The sequence below is a fragment of the Dolichospermum sp. UHCC 0352 genome, from assembly GCF_009711925.1.
GTDB lineage: Bacteria > Cyanobacteriota > Cyanobacteriia > Cyanobacteriales > Nostocaceae > Dolichospermum > Dolichospermum lemmermannii.
In genome coordinates this window covers 1-19,690 of sequence record NZ_VIKY01000201.1, presented here as the reverse complement: position 1 = coordinate 19,690, position 19,690 = coordinate 1, and the positions used below count along the sequence as shown (strand labels likewise).

Sequence of the window (19,690 nt, the reverse complement as noted above, 5' to 3'; positions counted from 1 at the left end):
TAATTTATCTTCCAAATGCTTCGCCCCTACTGACAACTGACAACTGACAACTGACCAATTGCTGTTGTAAAATAGACAGTGTCAGGATTCAGGGGGAACCAGGTAACTGGTCATAAACGCCTATAGAGACTATCTTTGGTAATGTTCAAGGTTTGAAGTCCAGCCAGCTAAAACAACTCCAGCGGCTGTACCACCAGCGGATATCAGGCGATCGCATTACGACTACTGATTTTGCTCAACGGCTGGCAGCCATTAGTACGGAAATTAATCAACCTATTTGTACTTATATCAATCGTCGTGGACAAGTAATTCGGGTTGGTGTAGGTACTCCGCGTCAAACGCAAATTCCGCCCTTAGAACTACCTCGCTATGGTGCAGAGCGTCTGAGCGGTATTCGTTGTTTATCTACCAATCTCAAGTCAGAACAACCGAGTGAGTCAGCCTTAACAGCCATGGCTTTACAAAGATTGGATGCTTTAGTAGTTTTTAATATTACTGGAGGAGGATTTACCAAGCGTGGCGGTGGTTCAACTGGATACGTAAAAGAAGCTTATCTGGCGCATCTGGTAGCTAATAACAGACAATTGGTTGTGACTCAATCCGCTGGTATCAGTATCGGAGATGCTGGTACATATTCCCACATCTCACCACCTCTAAGTTTAGATGCTTTGGCTGACCAGGATTTTCTGGACTTAGTGGCAAGTTTAGAAGAGGAATTTAGTCGGGAGTATGTAGCGCAAGAGGTAGACGCTGATCATGATCGGGTGGTAATTGTGGGGGTATTAACAGAAAATATCACGCCGCAACAATTCCAAGACATCATAGTGGAATTGACCCGATTAGTGGATACGGCTGGAGGTGTTGTTTTACAAACCTTACAACAAAAGCGATCGCGTATTCATCCCCAAACAGTGATTGGTGAAGGTAAAGTCCAAGAAGTGGCGATCGCTGTGCAAACTCTAGGTGCTAATTTGGTAGTATTTGATCGGGATCTTTCCCGTTCCCAAGTTCGCAATTTAGAAGCACAAATTGGTGTTAGGGTAGTTGACCGCACCGAAGTAATTTTAGATATTTTTGCCCAACGCGCTCAATCTGGTGCAGGTAAATTACAGGTGGAACTGGCACAGTTAGGGTATATGCTGCCACGACTCACGGGCAAGGGTGAGGGTATGTCCAGATTGGGCGGTGGTATTGGCACAAGGGGTCCCGGTGAAACCAAGCTAGAAACAGAACGCCGGGCTATTCAAAAGCGGATTTCTCGACTGCAACACGAAGTTAATCAATTACAAGCTCATCGTTGTCGGTTACGTCAACGACGACAACATCGAGAAGTTCCCTCAGTGGCTTTGGTGGGTTATACCAACGCTGGTAAATCCACTTTACTCAACGCCCTCACCAATTCGGAAGTATACACGGCTGACCAACTGTTTGCTACCCTTGACCCGACCACACGGCGATTAATAATTCCTCATGCAGAAACGGGCGCACCCCAGGAAACTTTGATGACGGATACTGTAGGGTTTATCCATGAGTTACCTGCATCTTTAATGGATGCTTTTCGGGCAACGTTGGAGGAGGTAACAGAAGCGGATGCTTTACTGCATTTAGTAGATTTATCTCATCCTGCTTGGTTGAATCACATTCGCGCAGTTCGGGATATACTCGCGCAAATGCCGATTACACCGGGTCCGGCGTTAGTGGCTTTTAATAAAATTGATCAAGTTAGTAGTGAAACACTGGCTTTGGCTAGAGAGGAGTTTCCTTTAGCAGTGTTTATTTCTGCTAGTCAGCGGTTAGGACTGGAAACTCTGCGTCAGCGTCTATCTCTATTGATTCAGTACGCTGTTGGTGATGATTGATAGTTTTTAGATCCCCGACTTCTTTCTCGTTCCCATACTCTGTATGGGAATGAATTTTAGAAGGCTCTGCTTTCAATGATAGCAGAGGCAATGCCAAGTTCCAGCATAATGTAGTAAATCACCTGCTTTTTTACCTCGCTTGATGGGGGAAATACGACGTAATGGGCGTTGATTTACGGTGCTTTTTTCCTGAATAGAGTCGAGAAAATCACTAACTAAGGAAAGCTGTTCTGGTGGTAGTTGGGATATCTGTTGTTCAATCTTTTGATGTAGTTCTAAATAAGTCATTTGTGCCTCGTTTTCATAGGAAGAATGGGGATGATTTTATTTTATCTCTTTATTTTACAGCGATTCCTTCGGTGCGCTTCGCTATCGCACTCCCAAAAATCACACAAGCACTAAATTATCAATTTGCTGCACAGACTACTCATCATCATCTTGAACATTTTCTTCGTCAAATCCCAGCCAAAATAGTAGAACCTGTTCTAATTTCAGCATTTGTTCTGGTGTTATGTTTCCCAATTTGCGTAAAAGCTTTGCATGAGGAATTGTGATGATATTTTGTACATCAAATACTCCTTCCCGAAGAAAATTTGTTTTGACTTGTACCTCAAATCTTGAACTGCGTGAACTTGTTGTGTGTGGAACAAGAGTCACTAATGCACGATCTTGATCTAGTACAGGAATACTGATTACTAAACATGGTCTAACTTTTGCCACATAACCTAAATCTACTAGCCAAACTTCACTACGTTTAGGACTACTCATAGGTCGCTTCTTCCTCATCTAAATCAAGAAAAAGTCCCTCAGCATTCATGACTAAATCTTCATCAGATAAGGGCGAAAAATCTAAATCAACTGTCCGCTTTAAAATCTCTAATACCAAATCTAACCGTTCTGAGTCTGTCAAGCGGTCGAATGTATTCAGAAGTTCTTGTACTAAAGCAGTCATAGCTTTTTTCCTATATATAGAAATATCATAACATGGGCTTGATATGACTATCTCCAAAATTACACTATAAGCGATACCTTCGGTGCGCTTCGCTATCGCTCTCTCCAAAATCACACCACAAGCGATACCTTCGGTCAGCTTCGCTATCGCATTTATCATGAAGTGACTCGATATACACTATCAGGACTAACGAAAAGCTTTTAGGAGAGTATTCACAACAGGCTTATACTCAGTCACGTACTCAGTCACGTCTTCACCTTCAGCACTCTTGTTACCTCCGAAGAGGCTATCATCAAATTTTTGATCACTGAGTTCTTCATATTTCCCATCAACAACCCAAACAAAACCATCATCTTCAATTTTGGCTGAGTAGTCATCTGAAAATACCTTCTTTCCCGTAAAAATACAGTTGAAAATATACATAGGCTTCGGTTTTTTATCTAGGTTTTCGGTGAATTTGGCTCATTATATCACACATTCCGCAGATATACAGCCATACCTTAAATTTATTGATCCTGTAATCTTTGCAACAATTCCTCACGGGATAAATTACCCAAAGAAAGAAGTAACTGAGTGCGTTCAGAAATAGGAAATTTAGCAATCTTTGCCACCACACCAGATAACTCAGCATCCAAACTACCAAAACGCCCTTCCAGAAGAGAAGTTATCAACAAAAGTTGTCCTTCCTGTTTTCCTTCTTGCTTCCAGTCTTCTATTTGTTGTAAATAAGCCGGTGATAAGTTCATAATTACTTCCTCTTCTTCCCTACTTAAATTATCTCTCAATTCTAAATTCTTGCGCCAGTCCGCTAAAATTTCTAACAAATTCTCTCGAAAAGGGTGATTTTCTGGTAACTCAGTTAACTCCTCAACTGCTCTTTTTTGTGTTCCTCCTTTCCCCAAAACTCTCAACCATAAAGTATCCTCATTTTCTGGTAATTGATGAATCACAACTATTGCTGTTTTCAGAATATTCGGCAGAAAATAAACACCTTTAACCCAATCTTCTACAATTTCAGTTGCACCTAAACCGGTAATCATCCGAGATGAAAAAGTTGGTGTTAAAATCCATAAAATCGGTAAATCTGATTCAGCAATATTTCTATTTTCGCGTTTTGCCTTCCTAACTACATCACCATGAACGGCATATAATTTAAGTAAACAACTGCGAATTTCTATTTCTGATGGTGGATTGCGAAAAGGCTCAAATAAACATTGAGTTTTAGCCATCTTCCCTAATAAACCTAAAGGGAGATTTTCCTGAGTTTGATCAGAAAATGGTTCAAACCAAACATCAATTTCTTGAACTTCACTTTTAACCTTTTCGCTTTTTTTAATCGTTCCTAGAGGTGTTAATAATTCCTCCAGATATTCCTTAGCGAATTGATCATGAGATTGTCGAGTCATTATATGTTAGCCAAATTTTTTATTAAATTGTTGCTTAACCTGTTCATAAATTTCAAGAGTAATTAGAGATATACTATTCTCTTGAGCATAGGTTTCAATCTTTTTGCGAGCAAACGGACGGACAAAGAAAGGAATTTCTTTGAGCTTAACTTCAGCTTCAGCAGTCCATTTAATTTGTTCACTCATAGATTTTTAGGAGTTTAATTTCAATATAAAGATTTGGATTGATGTACTAGGTTTTAGATCCCCGACTTCTTGAAGAAGTCGGGGATCTTGTTGTTCACTAATTAACCTTGCGCTACAGGTTCTTTAGCCAAAAACTTCTCCAATTCAGTCAAAGCATCAGCATCAACCTTAGTCTGCATAGGACAGAACTTAGGCCCACACATAGAACAAAACTCAGCAGTTTTATAGATATCTGCTGGTAAAGTTTCGTCGTGATATTCCTTCGCTCTTTCGGGGTCTAAAGATAACTCAAATTGACGATTCCAGTCGAAATTATAGCGAGCTTTAGAAAGTTCATCATCTCTATCTCTAGCACCAGGGCGATGTCTAGCAATATCCGCCGCATGAGCCGCAATTTTATACGCAATTAAGCCATTACGCACATCTTCAGCATCAGGTAAACCTAAATGTTCTTTAGGTGTCACATAACACAACATCGCTGTACCGTACCAGCCCGCCATAGCTGCCCCAATAGCTGAGGTAATATGATCATAACCAGGAGCAATATCAGTCACCAAAGGACCGAGAACATAGAAAGGTGCTTCCGAACACTCTTCCATTTGTTTACGGACATTGAACTCAATTTGATCCATAGGAACGTGGCCGGGACCTTCCACCATGACTTGCACATCATGTTCCCAAGCTTTGCGGGTGAGATTTCCTAGAGTTTTCAGTTCTGCCAACTGGGCTTCATCGGACGCATCATGGGTACATCCTGGGCGCAGGGAGTCGCCTAAACTGAAAGAAACATCATATCTTTTGAAAATCTCAATGATGTCGTTGAAATGGGTATATAGGGGGTTTTGTTTGTGGTGATGCAACATCCACCGCGCCAAAATTCCGCCACCACGAGAAACAATCCCTGTCAAGCGGCTTCTGACTAAAGGTAGATGTTCAATCAAAATTCCCGCGTGGATAGTTTGATAGTCTACCCCTTGCTGGGCGTGTTTTTCGATGATGTGGAGAAAATCGTCAGCGGTGAGATTTTCGATAGTGCCGTGAACGCTTTCTAAAGCTTGGTAAACTGGTACTGTACCAATGGGAACAGGTGAAGCATTGATAATTGCGGTACGAATTTCATCTAAATTACCGCCACCTGTGGACAAATCCATCACGGTATCAGCACCGTATTTTACCGCCAGGTTGAGTTTATCAACTTCTTCCTGCAAGTTAGAAGAATTGGGAGAAGCACCGATATTGGCGTTAACTTTACAACTAGAAGCGATACCAATGGCCATCGGTTCTAAGTTAGTATGATTAATATTCGCAGGGATAATCATCCGTCCCCGTGCCACTTCGGCGCGGATAAGTTCAGCAGGCAGCTTTTCCCGCTTTGCTACATAATCCATTTCTTCAGTAATCACACCCTGACGGGCGTAGTGCATTTGCGATACGTTAGCTTGTCCACGTCGCTTGGCTACCCATTCTGTCCGCATATTACAATCCTCAAATAAACAGCTTCCCTCCGCTGGTATTATCCAGACTCAGGTGTTAAGGGTTTGATCTCAGCTTGGTTTCCCAAGCACCCCTAGCATGGTGTAGATTGTAGCATTTTGGTGATGATTGGAGGGAGGGGGATGATAAATTGTGAAGATATGGGGAAAGGAGGATTTGTAGTTGGTTACACAAACCGCCTAGGGTTAAAACCCCAGGCTAATAGCGAAAGTCCGTTAAAACGGACTCATATCTTTTCTTTTTTCAGTCGTCTTGAGACGACTTTTATTATTAGCCTTGCACTTCAGTGCTAGGTGGGTAAGTTAGCAATTACTATGCTATAGCTAGAAGGTTAGAAAAATTAGATGGTTCGCAATAGTTTCTAATTAAGGCTTTGGCATTTTCGCGTTTTTCGCCTGTGAATAAATTAAATATTACTTCTTCCTGTTGAGAGTAAAGATGTAATAATCCAAAGTCTTTAATTCTTGAATAAATTAGGGGAACTCCTGCTAAGGTTAGTAAATGTAATTTTTTATTATCACGCTCTCTTGCGTCATGAGAATCATGATATGTAGATTGAAATTCCACAACTAAACAAGGTTTATAGTCTTTGTTTGTGATCAGAGCGTCTACACTGGAGCTAAAAAAGAAATTTCTAAGTTTACTATCAAGGCTGCTACCTAATTCACAAAATGAGCATAAGCTTACCTGTGTATGAATTTTATAATTCTCATCTATGCAGGTTTGCAGAAACTCTAGCATTCTTTCTTCGTAAGGATTAATCAGTCTTTTTGGTTTTACAGACATTAATTTTTCTCCATTAATATTTTTGCAAAGTAAGTGATAAACTCTTCTAAAACTTCACCAGAACTAATACATACCTGGTATGTATAAGGAAAAAGTTTATCTTCTAATAAATCAATAACCATATAACAGCTATTATTTCCCCATTTATCAATATCAAATTCTTCTGGAGAATTAATATAATTATGACAATTATTTAAATTAATGTCTTCACCAGGATCACGATTATAAATTCTAAAATCTCTTCGATTAAGTGGGATAAAACCAGTTATTTCACCAAGTTCTAAAAGATTTGGGTAGTGAGTTTGCATTAATTCGTAAAATCTATCTTCTTGACTTGGTAAAATCCAAAGATTAGCCAGCAAACCATAAGTGAATTCATCATCAGTGAAATATGTTAGATGCAAAATATTTGCTGTTAAAACATCTTTAGGAATTGAAATACATAATCCTTCCTTACGTTGAGCTAAAACTAATTGATAACGTTTAGCACCCTTACCAGGATTTTTTAGTCGATAACCTATATATTGAGATGTTCTATTTTCATCAAACTTCTCATAAAAACCGAGTTTAGCCAAAATACTGGTAGCTAAAGATAACAAATCTTCCCCACCTTCAATTACCTGAATATTAGTTGAAACCAAGCGAGGAACGCCGTTTTCAACCTCAAAGCGTTGGATGACATCGTAGATAATTTTTGACATTGCTTTTTTCCAAAAATCTTCTTTAAGGTTCATGGAAATATCTTAACCCCTATTTTCTAAAATTACAAGAGTCTTGGCTAAGATTTTTGGATTTCATGAAAAAGGCTAATTTTCCGGCTTTTTCTTCAGAACACAGTACACATTTCTTATTAGAGTGTAAGAAGAAGTTATAATGAATACGAACCACTCCAGGCACAGAGGACACGGAGGTAAGAGGTTTGGTAGAGGTGATAATTGGGTTAATTTGGTAATTAGTTGTTTTTGCAAGGATTATGTGATGAAAACGAACCGCAGAGGCGCAGAGGACGCAGAGGGAAGAGAGTTAGGAGAGGAGATGAGTCGGCTGACAGGGGAGGTTATTGGGGCTGCAATTGAGGTACACCGGGTTTTGGGTCCTGGGTTTTTGGAGGAAGTGTATAAGGAAGCACTGGTTGTTGAATTTATGATTCGGGGTATACATCATGAGGTTGAAAAGTCAATAAGCTTGACATATAAAGGACATGATGTAGGTAGAGGTAGATTAGATTTTTTAGTTGCAGACTGTTTAGTTGTAGAATTAAAAGCTGTGCAAACCCTAGCCCCCATTCACGAAGCTCAACTTCTCTCCTACCTCAAAATAACCAAGCGCACTTTAGGACTCCTCATCAACTTTAACGTTCCCCTCCTCAAAGACGGTATCAAACGCATAGCCCTCTCTCTCTAACTCTTCCCTCTGTGTACTCTGCGCCTCTGCGGTTCGTTAATTCCTCCATAACCGCATCAACACACCGAAAATCATGTATTTTTGTAAATGTGGCAAAAACCTCCAGCAATATCGCTAAACAAAGATCACAAACTGCGATAATTTAAGAACAGCTTTTGGATTCATCCATGTACCGTGAGACAACCGGGAACTTATCCACCACTGGATAAAAGCTTGGGTAATTATTCGTGACAAAGACATGAGTAAATGCGAACTGTTAAACCTGTGATTAGGTCAATCGAAAATAGGTAAGTTTAAACCAAGAATCCCCAGCCTGTAAAGGTTTGGGAATGTCTGAAAAAATTTAAAAAAGCTTTGGTAACTAATTCTTAGGTGAACTATGGCACAACGGACTAAGTTAGGAGATATTCTCAGACCCTTAAATGCTGAGTATGGTAAAGTGTCTCCAGGTTGGGGAACAACACCTTTAATGGGTGTGTTTATGGGTTTATTTTTGGTATTTCTGCTAATTATCCTGCAAGTTTATAACAAGTCTCTGTTAATTCAGGACGTGCTTGTTGATTGGCGCAGTTTAGGCGGCTAATGGCTATCCAGTCATCAAGCTGATAATTAGCATCTATCCTAATACTATTCGGTTAAGGAAATGTAGGTTGGGTTGAGCGACAGCAAAACCCAACATGATCGAGAATTTTGTTGGGTAACATACGTCAACCCAACCTACGATATAACGACTTTTTACCCTTAACCGAGCAGTATAAAACTTTACCTAGCTTGTCCCAGTTTTTTCATTATTCAAAAAAATACCTAAAAATAGCGATAAAATTAGTCTAAATCCCAAAGCTGTAGAGTAGTTGTGGCGGTTTTTCAGTCTATAGGAGAGCAAAATGAATATATTTGGTATCGGTTTACCAGAAATGGGTGTCATTATGGTAGTTGCATTATTAATCTTTGGACCGAAGAAGTTACCAGAAATTGGGCGCAGTTTGGGGAAAACGATTCGCAGTTTTCAAGAGGCCTCTAATGAATTTCAAAGCGAGTTCAAAAAAGAATCTGAACAATTGAAAGAAACTGTGCAAACAACCGCTGAATTAGAGCATAAACACATTGAAGCTGGAAAAACCCAGTCAGAAAACGTACAAGGATGAAAGATGAACAAGTAAAACCAACGGCTGTGGTGATTCCCCAGCTAATTGTCGGACTGGGAAATCCAGAGCCTAAATATGACCAAACTCGTCATAATATTGGCTTTGCAGCTATAGATACCCTAGCTCGGGCTTGGCAAATTTCTCTAGCTGAAAATCGCAAGTTTCAAGGAGAATTTGGCGAAGGGAATGCAGCAGGTAAGGGGAAAATTCGCTTACTCAAACCCTTAACCTATATGAATCTTTCAGGACAAGCTATTCAAGCCGTAACCAATTGGTACAAAATACCGCCTGAATCAATCTTAATCATTTATGATGATCTAGATTTACCCTTGGGCAAAACTCGTCTGCGGTTGTCTGGATCTGCGGGTGGACATAATGGCATGAAAAGTATTATTTCTCATCTGAATACCCAAAATTTTCCTAGATTAAGAATTGGTATAGGTAAACCAAAGAACGCAATAGATGGGGATAATTCTCATACTGTTTCTCATGTTTTAGGGCGATTTTCTGCCACTGAGAATAAAGTCATGTCTCAAGTTTTAAACTTTGTCGTTGAGTGTGTTGAATTTAGTTTCAAACAGGGAGTAGAAAAGTCCATGAATCTTTGCAATCAGTCATTGACACAAGACGGCACCTGACCCAGCTACAGCGAATGTCTGTTAGAGATGCGCCCCATTCCCGCTGACAAAATTCGGCATCGTTACCCCCAGGATATCGGATTATAGTTTTCTAAATAAAGCCCGATAAACTGGTTCACCTTTGTTTTGAGTGGCTATTTCCCGTTCTGTGGGGACAGGAAGGGGGTTTTCGGTTAACCATGTTGTTGTTCCTAGCTTTTCAAATGCAGGATGTTCATCAAAGCGATCGCACATTTCTACTGCTACAAATTCTATATCAGATTGCAGGAAAACAATACCACCAACTGTTAAATATTTTGCTAATTCTGTGACTAATTCTGGTTGCACTACCCGACGTTTTGCATGGCGATTTTTAAACCAAGGATCAGGAAATTGAATTGTAACTTTTTGCAACCTTCCTACAGGTAATGTTGATAATAAGGAAACTAGGGAATTATTCACATTTGCAAACAGATAATGCAAATTTGTTAATTCCATTTCGTCGCGGATTCTATTTGCTTCTACTACTAGCGGTTCTCGAATTTCTAAACCTAAAAAATTCCAATTTGGTTCTACCTGTGCCATTTTGAGGACAAATCTACCTCTAGCACAACCGATATCTAAATGTAGAGGTAGGTTTTGTTGGATATAAATCTTTTCCCATTCTGGAGAAGCGGCTGGGGTTTGGAACTTACTCGCAAGGGGGTTAACGTGCTGACGAACTCGAACAGGTGACAAAATTTACTCTCCTTAAAAAAAACAACAATTCTAAACAAATGTATATAAATATTATTAAGTCTAAATATTCCTACACAGGTATACACAGTGAGGGTTATACTTTAAGAATAAGAATTTTTGCAACTTTATTTTTAACATTTTCTTAAAATCAATGAAACTCAATTTTCGTTTTGCTATAGTTAGCGACTTACACATTGCGCTTCCTGAAACCATCTGGGATCATCCTAGTCGCTTTCATTTGGTGGAAGTGAGTATTCCAGCTTTTGATAGTGTATTAGCACATTTAACCCAATTAGATTTAGATTTTTTGTTGATCCCTGGAGACTTAACCCAACATGGTGAACCAGCAAATCACAATTGGTTACAAAACAGGCTATCTCAATTACCTTTTCCATCTTATGTGATTCCTGGTAATCATGATCTCCCTGTTTTAATGGCTAATGAACAATCAATTGGTTTTGCAGATTTTCCCTATTATTACCAACAATTTGGTTATGAAAATCCTCAACAACATTATTACAATCGGCAGATATTCCCAGGAGTGAGGTTAATCGGTCTTAATTCTAACTCATTTAATGATCAAGGTGAGCAAATAGGACGGTTAGATAGTCAACAATTCCAGTGGTTAGAACGGGAATTAGCAAGCATTAAAGATGAATTGGTTTTAGTAATGATCCATCACAATGTGGTTGAACATTTACCTAATCAATCAAATCATCCGATGGCAAATCGTTATATGCTGGAAAATGCAGCAGAACTGCGGACATTATTACAACGCTATGGAGTTAAGTTAGTATTTACAGGACATTTGCACGTTCAAGATATTGCTTATGCAGAAGGAATATATGATATTACCACGGGTTCTTTAGTCAGCTATCCTCATCCTTATCGAGTATTAGAATTTAACCGCGATGAATTGGGTAACGAATCCTTACAAGTTGTTTCTCATCGTGTGGAATCAGTGCCAGATTTTCCCAATTTACAAACATTATCACGGCAATGGATGGGCGATCGCTCTTATCCTTTTGTCCTCAAATTATTGACTTTACCACCTTTAAGTTTACCACTAGCACAGGCACAAATCCTAGCTCCCGGTTTACGGGATTTTTGGGCAACTATTGCCGATGGTGATGCTATGTTAGAATATCCACATTTTCCTATTCATGTCCGTCGTTATATCGAAGAATATAGTGCGGTTAATGATGGTAATACAGCTTTAATTGATAATCATAGTACGCTTTTAATTGGGTAAATTGTCTGAATCAGGATTTACAGGATTTAAGGATTTACAGGATGTAATTTTCTTATTTCTCGGCTATATTTAACCATTAGCTGTTATCACTGATTAAAGAACGACAAATAGCAAATACAGAAGTATAGCCATGTAAGAAAGTTCTGCCGCTGACTGGACCGATTTCACCACCGCAGAAAAAGCCACCCATTGGTAAATCATGGAGGTATCGGCTAAATAGTTGAGAATCAAAATTAGGTTTGCCATAAAGTCCTGTTCCTCGTCCTAAACAGGTGAACATTAAAGCGCCTACGGGAGATGGTTCGCTGGCATTTTGACTTTGATATTCTTGCAGTAAAATTTCTAAATCTTGGGCTGATGCTTCGGCATCTCTCAGATGAAATTGTAACCTTTGTCCGGCACGAATGCGATCGCCAATTGCGATCGCCCCAGCATTAGGATCTACTCCTAAAATATTGCGAATTAAAAAATCCCCTGAATGTAAATTTAGCCGAAATTCATCCATTGCTAAACCTACAAATAAAGAATGTTGTGCTAAAGTTCGATCTTCTTCACTTAAACTACTAATTAAATTTCGCAATACCACCAACGGGACTTTTTCATCTAACTCAACAATAATATTCCGTTCCGCTTTGGTGACTTGCAACGGTTCACCAATGGGACGACATCCTTGGGCTACAATGGTATCTAAGACGATATTGCCACTTAAAGCGATGCCTACCGTCCCTTCCCGATACAATTTATCATTACAAAATAAGCCGACGCGACCATTCATAAAGCCGCTGCTGGCCTGTCCTCCCACCACCACAGAACCTGGATAGGCAAAATCTAACCCCTGCAACAAATCATTCGTTCCTGAAGCAAAGGGACTAGACAGCAGAATAAATTGGGGGACTACGGAAGGTGGCACACCTAGCAAATCAATCCAAGCGGTGGGGGAACTATCGGAATCTGGCAATTCTTCGGCGACAATATGAAAAGGTCGGATTTCGACACCGGGAAGATGGGCTAAAGTTAGACTCAGGGCGGGTTCTGCTTCTATTTCTTCGGTTTCTCCTGCCTGTTTTCTGCCAATTACACCCCCAGCACTACAACCAATTAATACAGGTACAGAAAGCTTTTCCGCCAATAAAGGCAAAAGTCGGGAATACTCACTCATAAAGGCAGAAGAAATGAATACCAGCCCTAAATGTGCTGGTGCTGTTAAAGATGCCACTGCTTGTTCTACGACATCGTTAATAGCCGCTTCTAAGGAAGGACGGGTTGATAGGGCATTTGTCCACTGCATTTGATCTGCCATGAGTTTTCGGCTTATTTCTGTGTTGAGGTTAGTTGATTATTTTAACTAAGTTTGGTGATTGGTGATTGTTGACTTTCTGTTAAAATGTATTAAAGAATCTAGTTTCTTAGTAAAATTTGCAACATAAAAATACACACAGTCAATGAACAAAAGAGATATAGATAAAGTAGAAATAACTTCTGGTGATATCAAGGCTGAACAACTTGAGCAGCTTAAAGCCATTTTTCCAGAAGTGTTTACAGAAGGTGAGATAGATTTTGATAAGTTAAAGGCAACTTTAGTAAAGGCAACTTTAGGAAAAAATACAGATGATCGGCCAGAACGTTACTCTTTTACTTGGGCTGGTAAGCGTGAAGCTATTCAGATGTTACAAACACCCAGTAAGGCAACATTAAAACCAGAACGTTCTGAATCAGTAGATTTTGATAATACTCAAAACCTGTTTATTGAAGGTGATAATTTAGAAGTTTTAAAATTAATTCGCAAGTCCTATTCTGGACAAGTAAAGATGATTTATATTGATCCTCCCTACAATACGGGAAATGATTTTATTTATCCCGATAATTATACAGATCCTCTTGATAACTATTTAGAATTAACAGGTCAAAAAGATAGTGAAGGTAATTTACAAACTAGCAATCCTGAAACCAGTGGACGTTATCATTCTGCTTGGTTGTCTATGATGTATCCCCGTCTTTTTTTAGCACGGCAATTGTTAAGAGAAGATGGGGTAATTTTCGTGAGTATTGATGATCATGAGGTTCATAATTTGCGGTTGTTGATGAATGAGATTTTTGGAGAAGAGAATTTTGTTGCTTGCGTATGTTGGCAAAAAAAATATGCTCCAGCTAATGATACTGTTGATTTTTCAGCTACCCATGATTTTATATTGGTTTATAGTAAGCAAAAGCAGTTTCTAGATAGCGGTAAACAACTAGCTATTATTGGGCGCATGGAACGTACAGAAGAACAAAATAAACTATATAAAAATCCTGATAATGATTCACGAGGATTGTGGACATCTTCAGACTATTTATGCAATAAATCGGCAGAACAAAGACCTAATCTTTATTACCCAATAATTCATCCAAAAACAGGGAATGAAATATTTCCTAGTCGTAGTGCTGTATGGCGATATAGTAAGCAACGCCATGAACAAAATATTAAAGATAACAGAGTTTGGTGGGGATTAAATCAAGAAAATGAAGTTCCTCGTTACAAAAGATTTCTCTCAGAAGTTAAAGGTGTTGTATCAGATACTTGGTGGCAACATAAAGATGTTGGACATAATGATGAAGCCAAAAAACAGATTAAATCTCTCTTTCCAGAAGCATCTCAATCTTTTGATACACCAAAACCAACCCGGTTAATCAAACGTATAGTTGAATTATCTACAAATACAGATTCAGCTGATATTATTCTTGATTTTTTTGCGGGTTCTGCTACTACAGCCCAGGTAGTATTAGAATTGAATCATGAAGATACGGGTGATCGTCGGTTTATTCTAGTTCAGTTACCACAAAAAACAGATAATCCACAGTTTCCTACAATTGCTGATCTTAGTAAAGAGCGTATTCGTCGCAGTATTCAGAAAATAAAAAATTCCGACAATGGTAAACTCCCATTGCAAAATCGGGAAACTCCAGAAGATTTAGGTTTCAAAGTTTTAAAATTATCTAAATCTAATTATCGTCAATCAGCCGAATTACCATCTGATACAGAAACCGAAGCATATATAGAACAACTAGAACTATTTAATGATCCTTTAGTTGATGGCTGGAAACCGGAAAATGTAATATATGAAGTCATGCTCAAACAAGGTTATAGCTTGACATCTCGCATTGAGGAAGTTACAGAAATTGAATCTGCTACTATCTACAAAATAACTGACGAAGATAAAAGACAGCATTTTTATATTAGTCTTGATAATCAGTTTCATTTTGAAACAGCGAGAACATTAAAATTAACTAAAAACGATTTATTAATTTGCCGTGACATGGCAATAGATGACACTACAGCCGCTAATTTAGTCCTGCAATGTAGACTAAAAACTATTTAAAAGGAGTAGCAGATGGAATTTAGATTTGATGCCAACCAAGAATATCAAATTGATGCTATAGAAGCCGTTACTAATTTATTAGAAGGTCAACCCCGCATAGAATTAGACATGAGTTTGATTTTAGAATGGGGTTCTGCTGCTGTTATGAATCGTCTGGATTTAGATGCAGAAAATTTATTAGAAAATCTGCAAGCTGTCCAACAAAAAAATGATATTTTACCTGATGAATCACTTCAATATATTGAAGAAACGATAGAAACAATAAGAGGTAAAAAAACAATTTACGTTCCTAACTTTTCCGTGGAAATGGAAACAGGAACAGGTAAAACTTATGTTTATTTACGCACTGCTTTACAATTATTTCAGCGTTACGGATTGCGTAAATTTATTATAGTTGTTCCTTCCGTTGCTGTGCGGGAAGGAGTTTTAAAAACATTAAAAGTTACTGAAAGACATTTTCGAGAACTTTATAGTAATCCACCTTATCGTTATTATATTTATGATTCTGTCAATCTTTCCCAAGTGCGTCAATTTGCACTTTCTGATGGATTAGAAATTATGGTAATGACAATAGATGCTTTTAATAAAGCTGCTAATGTTATTCGTCAGAGTACAGATAGGTTAATGGGTGAAACACCACTACATTTAGTACAATCAACCCGTCCTATTTTAATATTAGATGAACCGCAAAATATGGAGAGTGAAAAAAGTATTGCAGCTTTAGCATCCCTTCATCCTTTGTTTATTCTTCGCTATAGTGCAACTCACAAAAACCCCTATAATTTAATTTATCGGTTAACCCCCTGCGCTGCTTATAATCAAGGTTTAGTTAAAAAAATTGAAATAGGTTCTGTCATCAAAGAAAATGACTTTAATCAAGTATTTTTGCGATTAGAAAGTATTACCAGTCAAAAGAAAACTATTACTGCTAAAATTGCTGTTCATCAATTACAAAAAAATGGTACAGTTAAAGAAAAGGTAATTACAGTAAAACCAGGAGATTCTCTATTTGAAAAAACTAACCGCAGTGAATATGCAGATTTTCAAATAGAAGAAATTAATCCTGGTTCTCAAACAGTGCTTTTTACCAATAACTTAGAAATTAGTAGAGGTGAATCTAAGGGAACTGATAAAGAAGCTATTTTTGAGGCACAAATTCGTTACACTATTAAAGAACATTTTCTTAAACAGAAAAGACTCAAATCTCAAGGTATCAAAGTTATTTCACTATTCTTTATAGATAAAGTTGCTAATTATAAAACTGACACTGGGCAAGATGGTATTATCTGTCAATTATTTAAGCAAGCCTTTGAAGAGTTAAAGGTAAAATATCCAGAATGGGAATCATTGACACCTGAACAAGTCCAATCTGCTTATTTTGCCCAAAAGCGCAAAAAGGGAGGAGAAACTGTTTTTGAAGATAGCACCACTGGCACAGCTAAAAAAGACGAAGAAGCTTATAACTTAATCATGAAAGATAAAGAGAGATTACTTTCTTTAGATGAACCTGTAGCTTTTATATTTTCCCATTCTGCATTAAGAGAAGGTTGGGATAATCCTAATGTTTTTCAAATTTGTACCCTCAATCAAACAACATCAGAAACTAAAAAACGCCAAGAAATTGGCCGGGGTGTGAGATTAGCTGTAAATCAAACAGGAGAAAGAATATTTGATGAGAGAATCAATATTTTAACCGTTATAGCTAACGAAAGTTATGAAAAATATGTAGCAACATTACAACAAGAAATTGAAGATGAGTATGGTAAAGAAGGTGTACCACCAAAACCACCTAACGCTAGAGAAAAAGATATAGCTAAATTACGTAAAGAATATTTATTAAAACCAGAATTTCAGGAATTGTGGGAAAAAATTAAACATAAAACTCGTTATGCTGTACAAATTGATACAGAAACATTGATTGAGGAAGTAGTTAAGGAATTAAATACCAAAACTATTAATCCTCCTCGGATTACTATTACTAAAGCACGGGTAGAGGTAGGCAATGAAGATATATTAGAAACCATACAACTTACCACCAGTAAAACAGCTATGACGTTAACTGGAAAGCGACCTTTACCTAATGTAATTACTATCATGGTAGACTTGTTGGAGAACACAACTCCATCTGTATCATTAACTCGTCATACCTTATTAACAATATTAAAACGATTGAATAATCAAAAAAGTGTACTTTCTAATCCTCATGAATTTGCTACAGTAGCAGTACAAATTATTAAAAATAAACTAGCAGATCATTTAGTAAATGGGATTCAATACGAAAAAATAGATAATTGGTATGAAATGACTCAGTTTCAAGATGAGATTGAAACTTGGCAAGAATATCTAATTCCGGCAAATCGTTCGGTTTATGATCATGTGATTGTTGATAGTCAAGCCGAAAATATACAAAATAGTATTGAAGGTAAATTTGTTGCAGATTTAGAACAACGAGATGATGTAAAACTATTTTTCAAACTTCCTAATTGGTTTACTGTACCTACACCAGTAGGGGAATATAATCCAGATTGGGCAGTTATTATGGAAGATAGAGACGAACATGGAGAAGCAGTAGGGAAACCGCTTCTTTACCTGATTCGTGAAACAAAAGGTACAAGAAATTTAGATGAATTGCGACCTGATGAAAAACGTAAAATTATCTGTGGTGAAAAGCATTTTCATCAAGCATTAGGAGTAGATTACCGAGTGGTAACTAGCGTTAATGAGATTACGATCTAAATAAACCGGAAATGCAGGGCGATTATGAGGTAAAATTAGAAGAAATGGTTTGAAGGCAGAGCCTTATAGAATTCATTCCCATACAGAGTATGGGAACGAGAAAAACGTCTGAACTATGATTTGTAGGATTATTTTGATGAAAATGAGGGATTCATCATAAAAATCATCAAAATCACAAAAATCATAGTTTAGACATTAATTCTCGCGCTGCTTGGGGTGAAAAACTAACAGAAATAGAACCTTCTACCAGATTTGGTGTAAGAGGTGCAGAAGACATAACCTACTTATTAATAATTATTCGTAATTATTCACATTACCATATCCAGATCCCCGACTTCTCAAAGAAGTGGGGGATCTTTTGTTCCTTTTTGTTCAATAAAGAGATAAATTCTTAATAAGCAGTTTTTGACATATTTCCTGTATATTTATTCCTAGAAATAAATACCTATTGTTGTACAGTAATAGTTAAAGAAAACAAATTCTCTAGTCTTTTTTTCCACAAATCACACAAGATTAACAAAAGATTAATATATGATTTACGATAACCGCACGGAAGTAAGAAAAGTTTTAATTATTACCCTACTGCTTAACGTATTTGTAATGGGCTTAAAAGTCCTTGTGGGTCATTGGACAGGTTCTTTAAGTTTGCTGGCTGATGCTTTACATAGTGTGACTGATAGTGCCAATAATGTCTTAGGCTTAGTTGCTATTAAGTTTTCTTCACCATTGCCAGATCGAGAGCATCCTTATGGGCATAATAAATTTGAAGCACTAGGCGCTTTGGGGATAGCTGCATTTTTAGGAATAGCTTGTTTTGAAATTGTCCAAGGTGCATTAGAAAGAATCCTCAAAGGTGGCGAACCTGTAAAAGTATCACCTCCAGAATTGTGGTTATTACTGATTGTGTTAGGAATAAATATTTTTGTCGCCTTTTATGAACGGAATGTGGGAAAAAGAGTAGGTAGTTCCATTTTAATCGCTGATGCTACCCATACCATGAGTGATGTTTGGGTGACAATCTCCGTTATTGGTGGTTTAATTGGTGTGTGGCTGGGTTATCAGTGGTTAGATGTAGCACTAGCTTTCCCAGTAGCTTTACTGGTATTTTGGAGTGGTTGGTCAGTTCTAACCGAGAATTTGCCCTGGCTTGTGGATCAAATGGCCATAGCCCCGGAAACTATTCATACAATTGCAGTTTCTGTCCCCGGTGTCCTTAACTGTCATGATATCGCTTCCCGTGGTGTCATTGGTCGTCAAGTGTTTATAGAAATGCACTTAATTGTTGATGCACCAGATGTAGAAACGGCTCACAATATCACAGAGGAAGTTGAAAAACAACTAGAACAACGTTTTCATCCCGTCAGGATTTTAATTCATGTTGAGCCACCTGCATATCAATCTGAGCGCATCACCTTTGAAGCCGAACAAACCTAATTTGGTAGCAAATAATTTTATTTTTCCAACCGCACCGCATACCACTGTAAATATTCTCCAGGCCCCACATCTAAATTACAACTTGTATCCAGCAAGTATTGTGCTTGTTCGCTAACAGACTCAAATTTTTGCACATCCAATGGTAAATCCGCGAATGCAATTTGTGATAAAGTTTTTTCCAGCTTGATTAATAATTCCGCCACTGTCAGAAATTGTTCTGGTTGATTTGTTTCCAAAACAACAAAATCGTCCTGCTGATACATTAATTGATTTGGCATTTTTAGTAATTAGTAATTTGGTAATTGGTAATTGGTAATTGGTA

General features: G+C 37.9%; 21 protein-coding genes and 1 riboswitch. Of the genes, 9 read left to right on the top strand and 12 right to left on the bottom strand.

The genetic code is table 11. The annotated features are described in order from the left end of the window. Positions 1-122 precede the first annotated feature (122 nt). Positions 123-1,859 carry a GTPase HflX gene (hflX, locus tag FJR06_RS13910; RefSeq protein WP_015078222.1) on the top strand — a complete coding sequence of 579 codons (1,737 nt, stop codon included), beginning with the start codon at positions 123-125 and terminating at the stop codon, positions 1,857-1,859. Positions 1,860-1,931: 72 nt separating this feature from the next. Here hflX and FJR06_RS13905 read toward each other — a convergent pair whose 3' ends face one another. The 9 genes from FJR06_RS13905 to FJR06_RS13865 all read right to left on the bottom strand — a co-directional run bounded on the left by FJR06_RS13905 (position 1,932) and on the right by FJR06_RS13865 (position 7,417). Further along, the gene (locus tag FJR06_RS13905; protein WP_015078223.1) at positions 1,932-2,147 is read right to left on the bottom strand and encodes a hypothetical protein; all 216 of its coding nucleotides are present in this window, start codon (positions 2,145-2,147) and stop codon (positions 1,932-1,934) included. Between the two features lie 135 nt (positions 2,148-2,282). Next, the gene (locus FJR06_RS13900; protein ID WP_015078224.1) at positions 2,283-2,627 is read right to left on the bottom strand and encodes a type II toxin-antitoxin system PemK/MazF family toxin; all 345 of its coding nucleotides are present in this window, start codon (positions 2,625-2,627) and stop codon (positions 2,283-2,285) included. Continuing rightward, positions 2,620-2,970, bottom strand: a complete 351-nt coding sequence (locus tag FJR06_RS24400) for a hypothetical protein (protein WP_015078225.1) — start codon at positions 2,968-2,970, stop codon at positions 2,620-2,622. The genes FJR06_RS13900 and FJR06_RS24400 overlap by 8 nt, the downstream gene beginning before the upstream one ends. A gap of 27 nt (positions 2,971-2,997) precedes the next feature. After that, positions 2,998-3,234 (bottom strand): translationally controlled tumor protein, encoded by a 237-nt coding sequence (locus FJR06_RS13890; RefSeq protein WP_015078226.1) that lies wholly within the window; start codon positions 3,232-3,234, stop codon positions 2,998-3,000. An 83-nt stretch (positions 3,235-3,317) separates the two neighbouring features. Beyond that, positions 3,318-4,217 (bottom strand): hypothetical protein, encoded by a 900-nt coding sequence (locus FJR06_RS13885; RefSeq protein ID WP_015078227.1) that lies wholly within the window; start codon positions 4,215-4,217, stop codon positions 3,318-3,320. Positions 4,218-4,223: 6 nt separating this feature from the next. After that, positions 4,224-4,403 carry a PCP reductase family protein gene (locus FJR06_RS13880; protein WP_015078228.1) on the bottom strand — a complete coding sequence of 60 codons (180 nt, stop codon included), beginning with the start codon at positions 4,401-4,403 and terminating at the stop codon, positions 4,224-4,226. Between the two features lie 101 nt (positions 4,404-4,504). Beyond that, a complete protein-coding gene (thiC, locus tag FJR06_RS13875) occupies positions 4,505-5,878 on the bottom strand; it encodes a phosphomethylpyrimidine synthase (protein ID WP_168466589.1) in 1,374 nt (457 codons plus the stop codon). A gap of 7 nt (positions 5,879-5,885) precedes the next feature. After that, positions 5,886-5,982, bottom strand: a riboswitch (TPP riboswitch). Positions 5,983-6,209: 227 nt separating this feature from the next. Further along, positions 6,210-6,683 (bottom strand): DUF2726 domain-containing protein, encoded by a 474-nt coding sequence (locus FJR06_RS13870; protein ID WP_168651638.1) that lies wholly within the window; start codon positions 6,681-6,683, stop codon positions 6,210-6,212. Then, the gene (locus tag FJR06_RS13865; protein ID WP_168651637.1) at positions 6,683-7,417 is read right to left on the bottom strand and encodes a hypothetical protein; all 735 of its coding nucleotides are present in this window, start codon (positions 7,415-7,417) and stop codon (positions 6,683-6,685) included. The genes FJR06_RS13870 and FJR06_RS13865 overlap by 1 nt, the downstream gene beginning before the upstream one ends. A 244-nt stretch (positions 7,418-7,661) precedes the next feature. Between FJR06_RS13865 and FJR06_RS13860 the strand changes: the two genes are divergently transcribed. From FJR06_RS13860 to pth, 4 genes are all read left to right on the top strand, one after another. After that, positions 7,662-8,087: a GxxExxY protein gene (locus tag FJR06_RS13860; RefSeq protein ID WP_168651636.1), complete on the top strand. Its 426-nt coding sequence runs from the start codon at positions 7,662-7,664 to the stop codon at positions 8,085-8,087. Between the two features lie 379 nt (positions 8,088-8,466). After that, positions 8,467-8,670, top strand: coding sequence for a photosystem II reaction center phosphoprotein PsbH (gene psbH / locus FJR06_RS13855; protein WP_015078233.1), 204 nt, complete (start codon positions 8,467-8,469; stop codon positions 8,668-8,670). 301 nt (positions 8,671-8,971) lie between these two features. Further along, positions 8,972-9,232, top strand: coding sequence for a TatA/E family twin arginine-targeting protein translocase (locus tag FJR06_RS13850; RefSeq protein WP_015078234.1), 261 nt, complete (start codon positions 8,972-8,974; stop codon positions 9,230-9,232). Next, complete coding sequence (pth, locus tag FJR06_RS13845; protein ID WP_168651635.1) at positions 9,229-9,870, top strand: aminoacyl-tRNA hydrolase; 642 nt, start codon at positions 9,229-9,231, stop codon at positions 9,868-9,870. The genes FJR06_RS13850 and pth overlap by 4 nt, the downstream gene beginning before the upstream one ends. A gap of 81 nt (positions 9,871-9,951) precedes the next feature. Here pth and trmB read toward each other — a convergent pair whose 3' ends face one another. Further along, entirely contained in the window at positions 9,952-10,587 is a 636-nt protein-coding gene (gene trmB / locus FJR06_RS13840; RefSeq protein ID WP_015078236.1) for a tRNA (guanosine(46)-N7)-methyltransferase TrmB, read from the bottom strand. A 151-nt stretch (positions 10,588-10,738) separates the two neighbouring features. Between trmB and FJR06_RS13835 the strand changes: the two genes are divergently transcribed. Then, positions 10,739-11,839: a metallophosphoesterase gene (locus tag FJR06_RS13835; RefSeq protein ID WP_015078237.1), complete on the top strand. Its 1,101-nt coding sequence runs from the start codon at positions 10,739-10,741 to the stop codon at positions 11,837-11,839. A 76-nt stretch (positions 11,840-11,915) separates the two neighbouring features. Here FJR06_RS13835 and FJR06_RS13830 read toward each other — a convergent pair whose 3' ends face one another. Continuing rightward, positions 11,916-13,139, bottom strand: a complete 1,224-nt coding sequence (locus tag FJR06_RS13830) for an FIST N-terminal domain-containing protein (RefSeq protein WP_168651634.1) — start codon at positions 13,137-13,139, stop codon at positions 11,916-11,918. Positions 13,140-13,281: 142 nt separating this feature from the next. On the opposite strand from FJR06_RS13830, the gene FJR06_RS13825 reads away from it, so the two are divergent. From FJR06_RS13825 to FJR06_RS13815, 3 genes are all read left to right on the top strand, one after another. Beyond that, a complete protein-coding gene (locus FJR06_RS13825; RefSeq protein ID WP_168651633.1) occupies positions 13,282-15,198 on the top strand; it encodes a site-specific DNA-methyltransferase in 1,917 nt (638 codons plus the stop codon). A gap of 12 nt (positions 15,199-15,210) precedes the next feature. Beyond that, entirely contained in the window at positions 15,211-17,934 is a 2,724-nt protein-coding gene (locus FJR06_RS13820) for a DEAD/DEAH box helicase family protein (RefSeq protein ID WP_168651632.1), read from the top strand. A 531-nt stretch (positions 17,935-18,465) separates the two neighbouring features. Further along, positions 18,466-19,368, top strand: a complete 903-nt coding sequence (locus FJR06_RS13815; RefSeq protein WP_168651631.1) for a cation diffusion facilitator family transporter — start codon at positions 18,466-18,468, stop codon at positions 19,366-19,368. Positions 19,369-19,385: 17 nt separating this feature from the next. Here FJR06_RS13815 and FJR06_RS13810 read toward each other — a convergent pair whose 3' ends face one another. After that, positions 19,386-19,646, bottom strand: a complete 261-nt coding sequence (locus FJR06_RS13810; protein ID WP_015078241.1) for a chlororespiratory reduction protein 7 — start codon at positions 19,644-19,646, stop codon at positions 19,386-19,388. Positions 19,647-19,690: the final 44 nt, after the last annotated feature.

Coding starts and splice junctions, on each gene's coding strand:
- FJR06_RS13820 (WP_168651632.1), top strand. CDS start 15,211: ATGGAATTTAGATTTGATGCCAACCAAGAATATCAAATTGATGCTATA.
- FJR06_RS13850 (WP_015078234.1), top strand. CDS start 8,972: ATGAATATATTTGGTATCGGTTTACCAGAAATGGGTGTCATTATGGTA.
- FJR06_RS13900 (WP_015078224.1), bottom strand. CDS start 2,627: ATGAGTAGTCCTAAACGTAGTGAAGTTTGGCTAGTAGATTTAGGTTAT.
- psbH (WP_015078233.1), top strand. CDS start 8,467: ATGGCACAACGGACTAAGTTAGGAGATATTCTCAGACCCTTAAATGCT.
- FJR06_RS13880 (WP_015078228.1), bottom strand. CDS start 4,403: ATGAGTGAACAAATTAAATGGACTGCTGAAGCTGAAGTTAAGCTCAAA.
- FJR06_RS13815 (WP_168651631.1), top strand. CDS start 18,466: ATGATTTACGATAACCGCACGGAAGTAAGAAAAGTTTTAATTATTACC.
- FJR06_RS13905 (WP_015078223.1), bottom strand. CDS start 2,147: ATGACTTATTTAGAACTACATCAAAAGATTGAACAACAGATATCCCAA.
- FJR06_RS13810 (WP_015078241.1), bottom strand. CDS start 19,646: ATGCCAAATCAATTAATGTATCAGCAGGACGATTTTGTTGTTTTGGAA.
- pth (WP_168651635.1), top strand. CDS start 9,229: ATGAAAGATGAACAAGTAAAACCAACGGCTGTGGTGATTCCCCAGCTA.
- FJR06_RS13860 (WP_168651636.1), top strand. CDS start 7,662: ATGAAAACGAACCGCAGAGGCGCAGAGGACGCAGAGGGAAGAGAGTTA.
- FJR06_RS13825 (WP_168651633.1), top strand. CDS start 13,282: ATGAACAAAAGAGATATAGATAAAGTAGAAATAACTTCTGGTGATATC.
- FJR06_RS13890 (WP_015078226.1), bottom strand. CDS start 3,234: ATGTATATTTTCAACTGTATTTTTACGGGAAAGAAGGTATTTTCAGAT.
- FJR06_RS13830 (WP_168651634.1), bottom strand. CDS start 13,139: ATGGCAGATCAAATGCAGTGGACAAATGCCCTATCAACCCGTCCTTCC.
- FJR06_RS13885 (WP_015078227.1), bottom strand. CDS start 4,217: ATGACTCGACAATCTCATGATCAATTCGCTAAGGAATATCTGGAGGAA.
- FJR06_RS13870 (WP_168651638.1), bottom strand. CDS start 6,683: ATGTCTGTAAAACCAAAAAGACTGATTAATCCTTACGAAGAAAGAATG.
- FJR06_RS24400 (WP_015078225.1), bottom strand. CDS start 2,970: ATGATAAATGCGATAGCGAAGCTGACCGAAGGTATCGCTTGTGGTGTG.
- FJR06_RS13835 (WP_015078237.1), top strand. CDS start 10,739: ATGAAACTCAATTTTCGTTTTGCTATAGTTAGCGACTTACACATTGCG.
- FJR06_RS13865 (WP_168651637.1), bottom strand. CDS start 7,417: ATGAACCTTAAAGAAGATTTTTGGAAAAAAGCAATGTCAAAAATTATC.
- thiC (WP_168466589.1), bottom strand. CDS start 5,878: ATGCGGACAGAATGGGTAGCCAAGCGACGTGGACAAGCTAACGTATCG.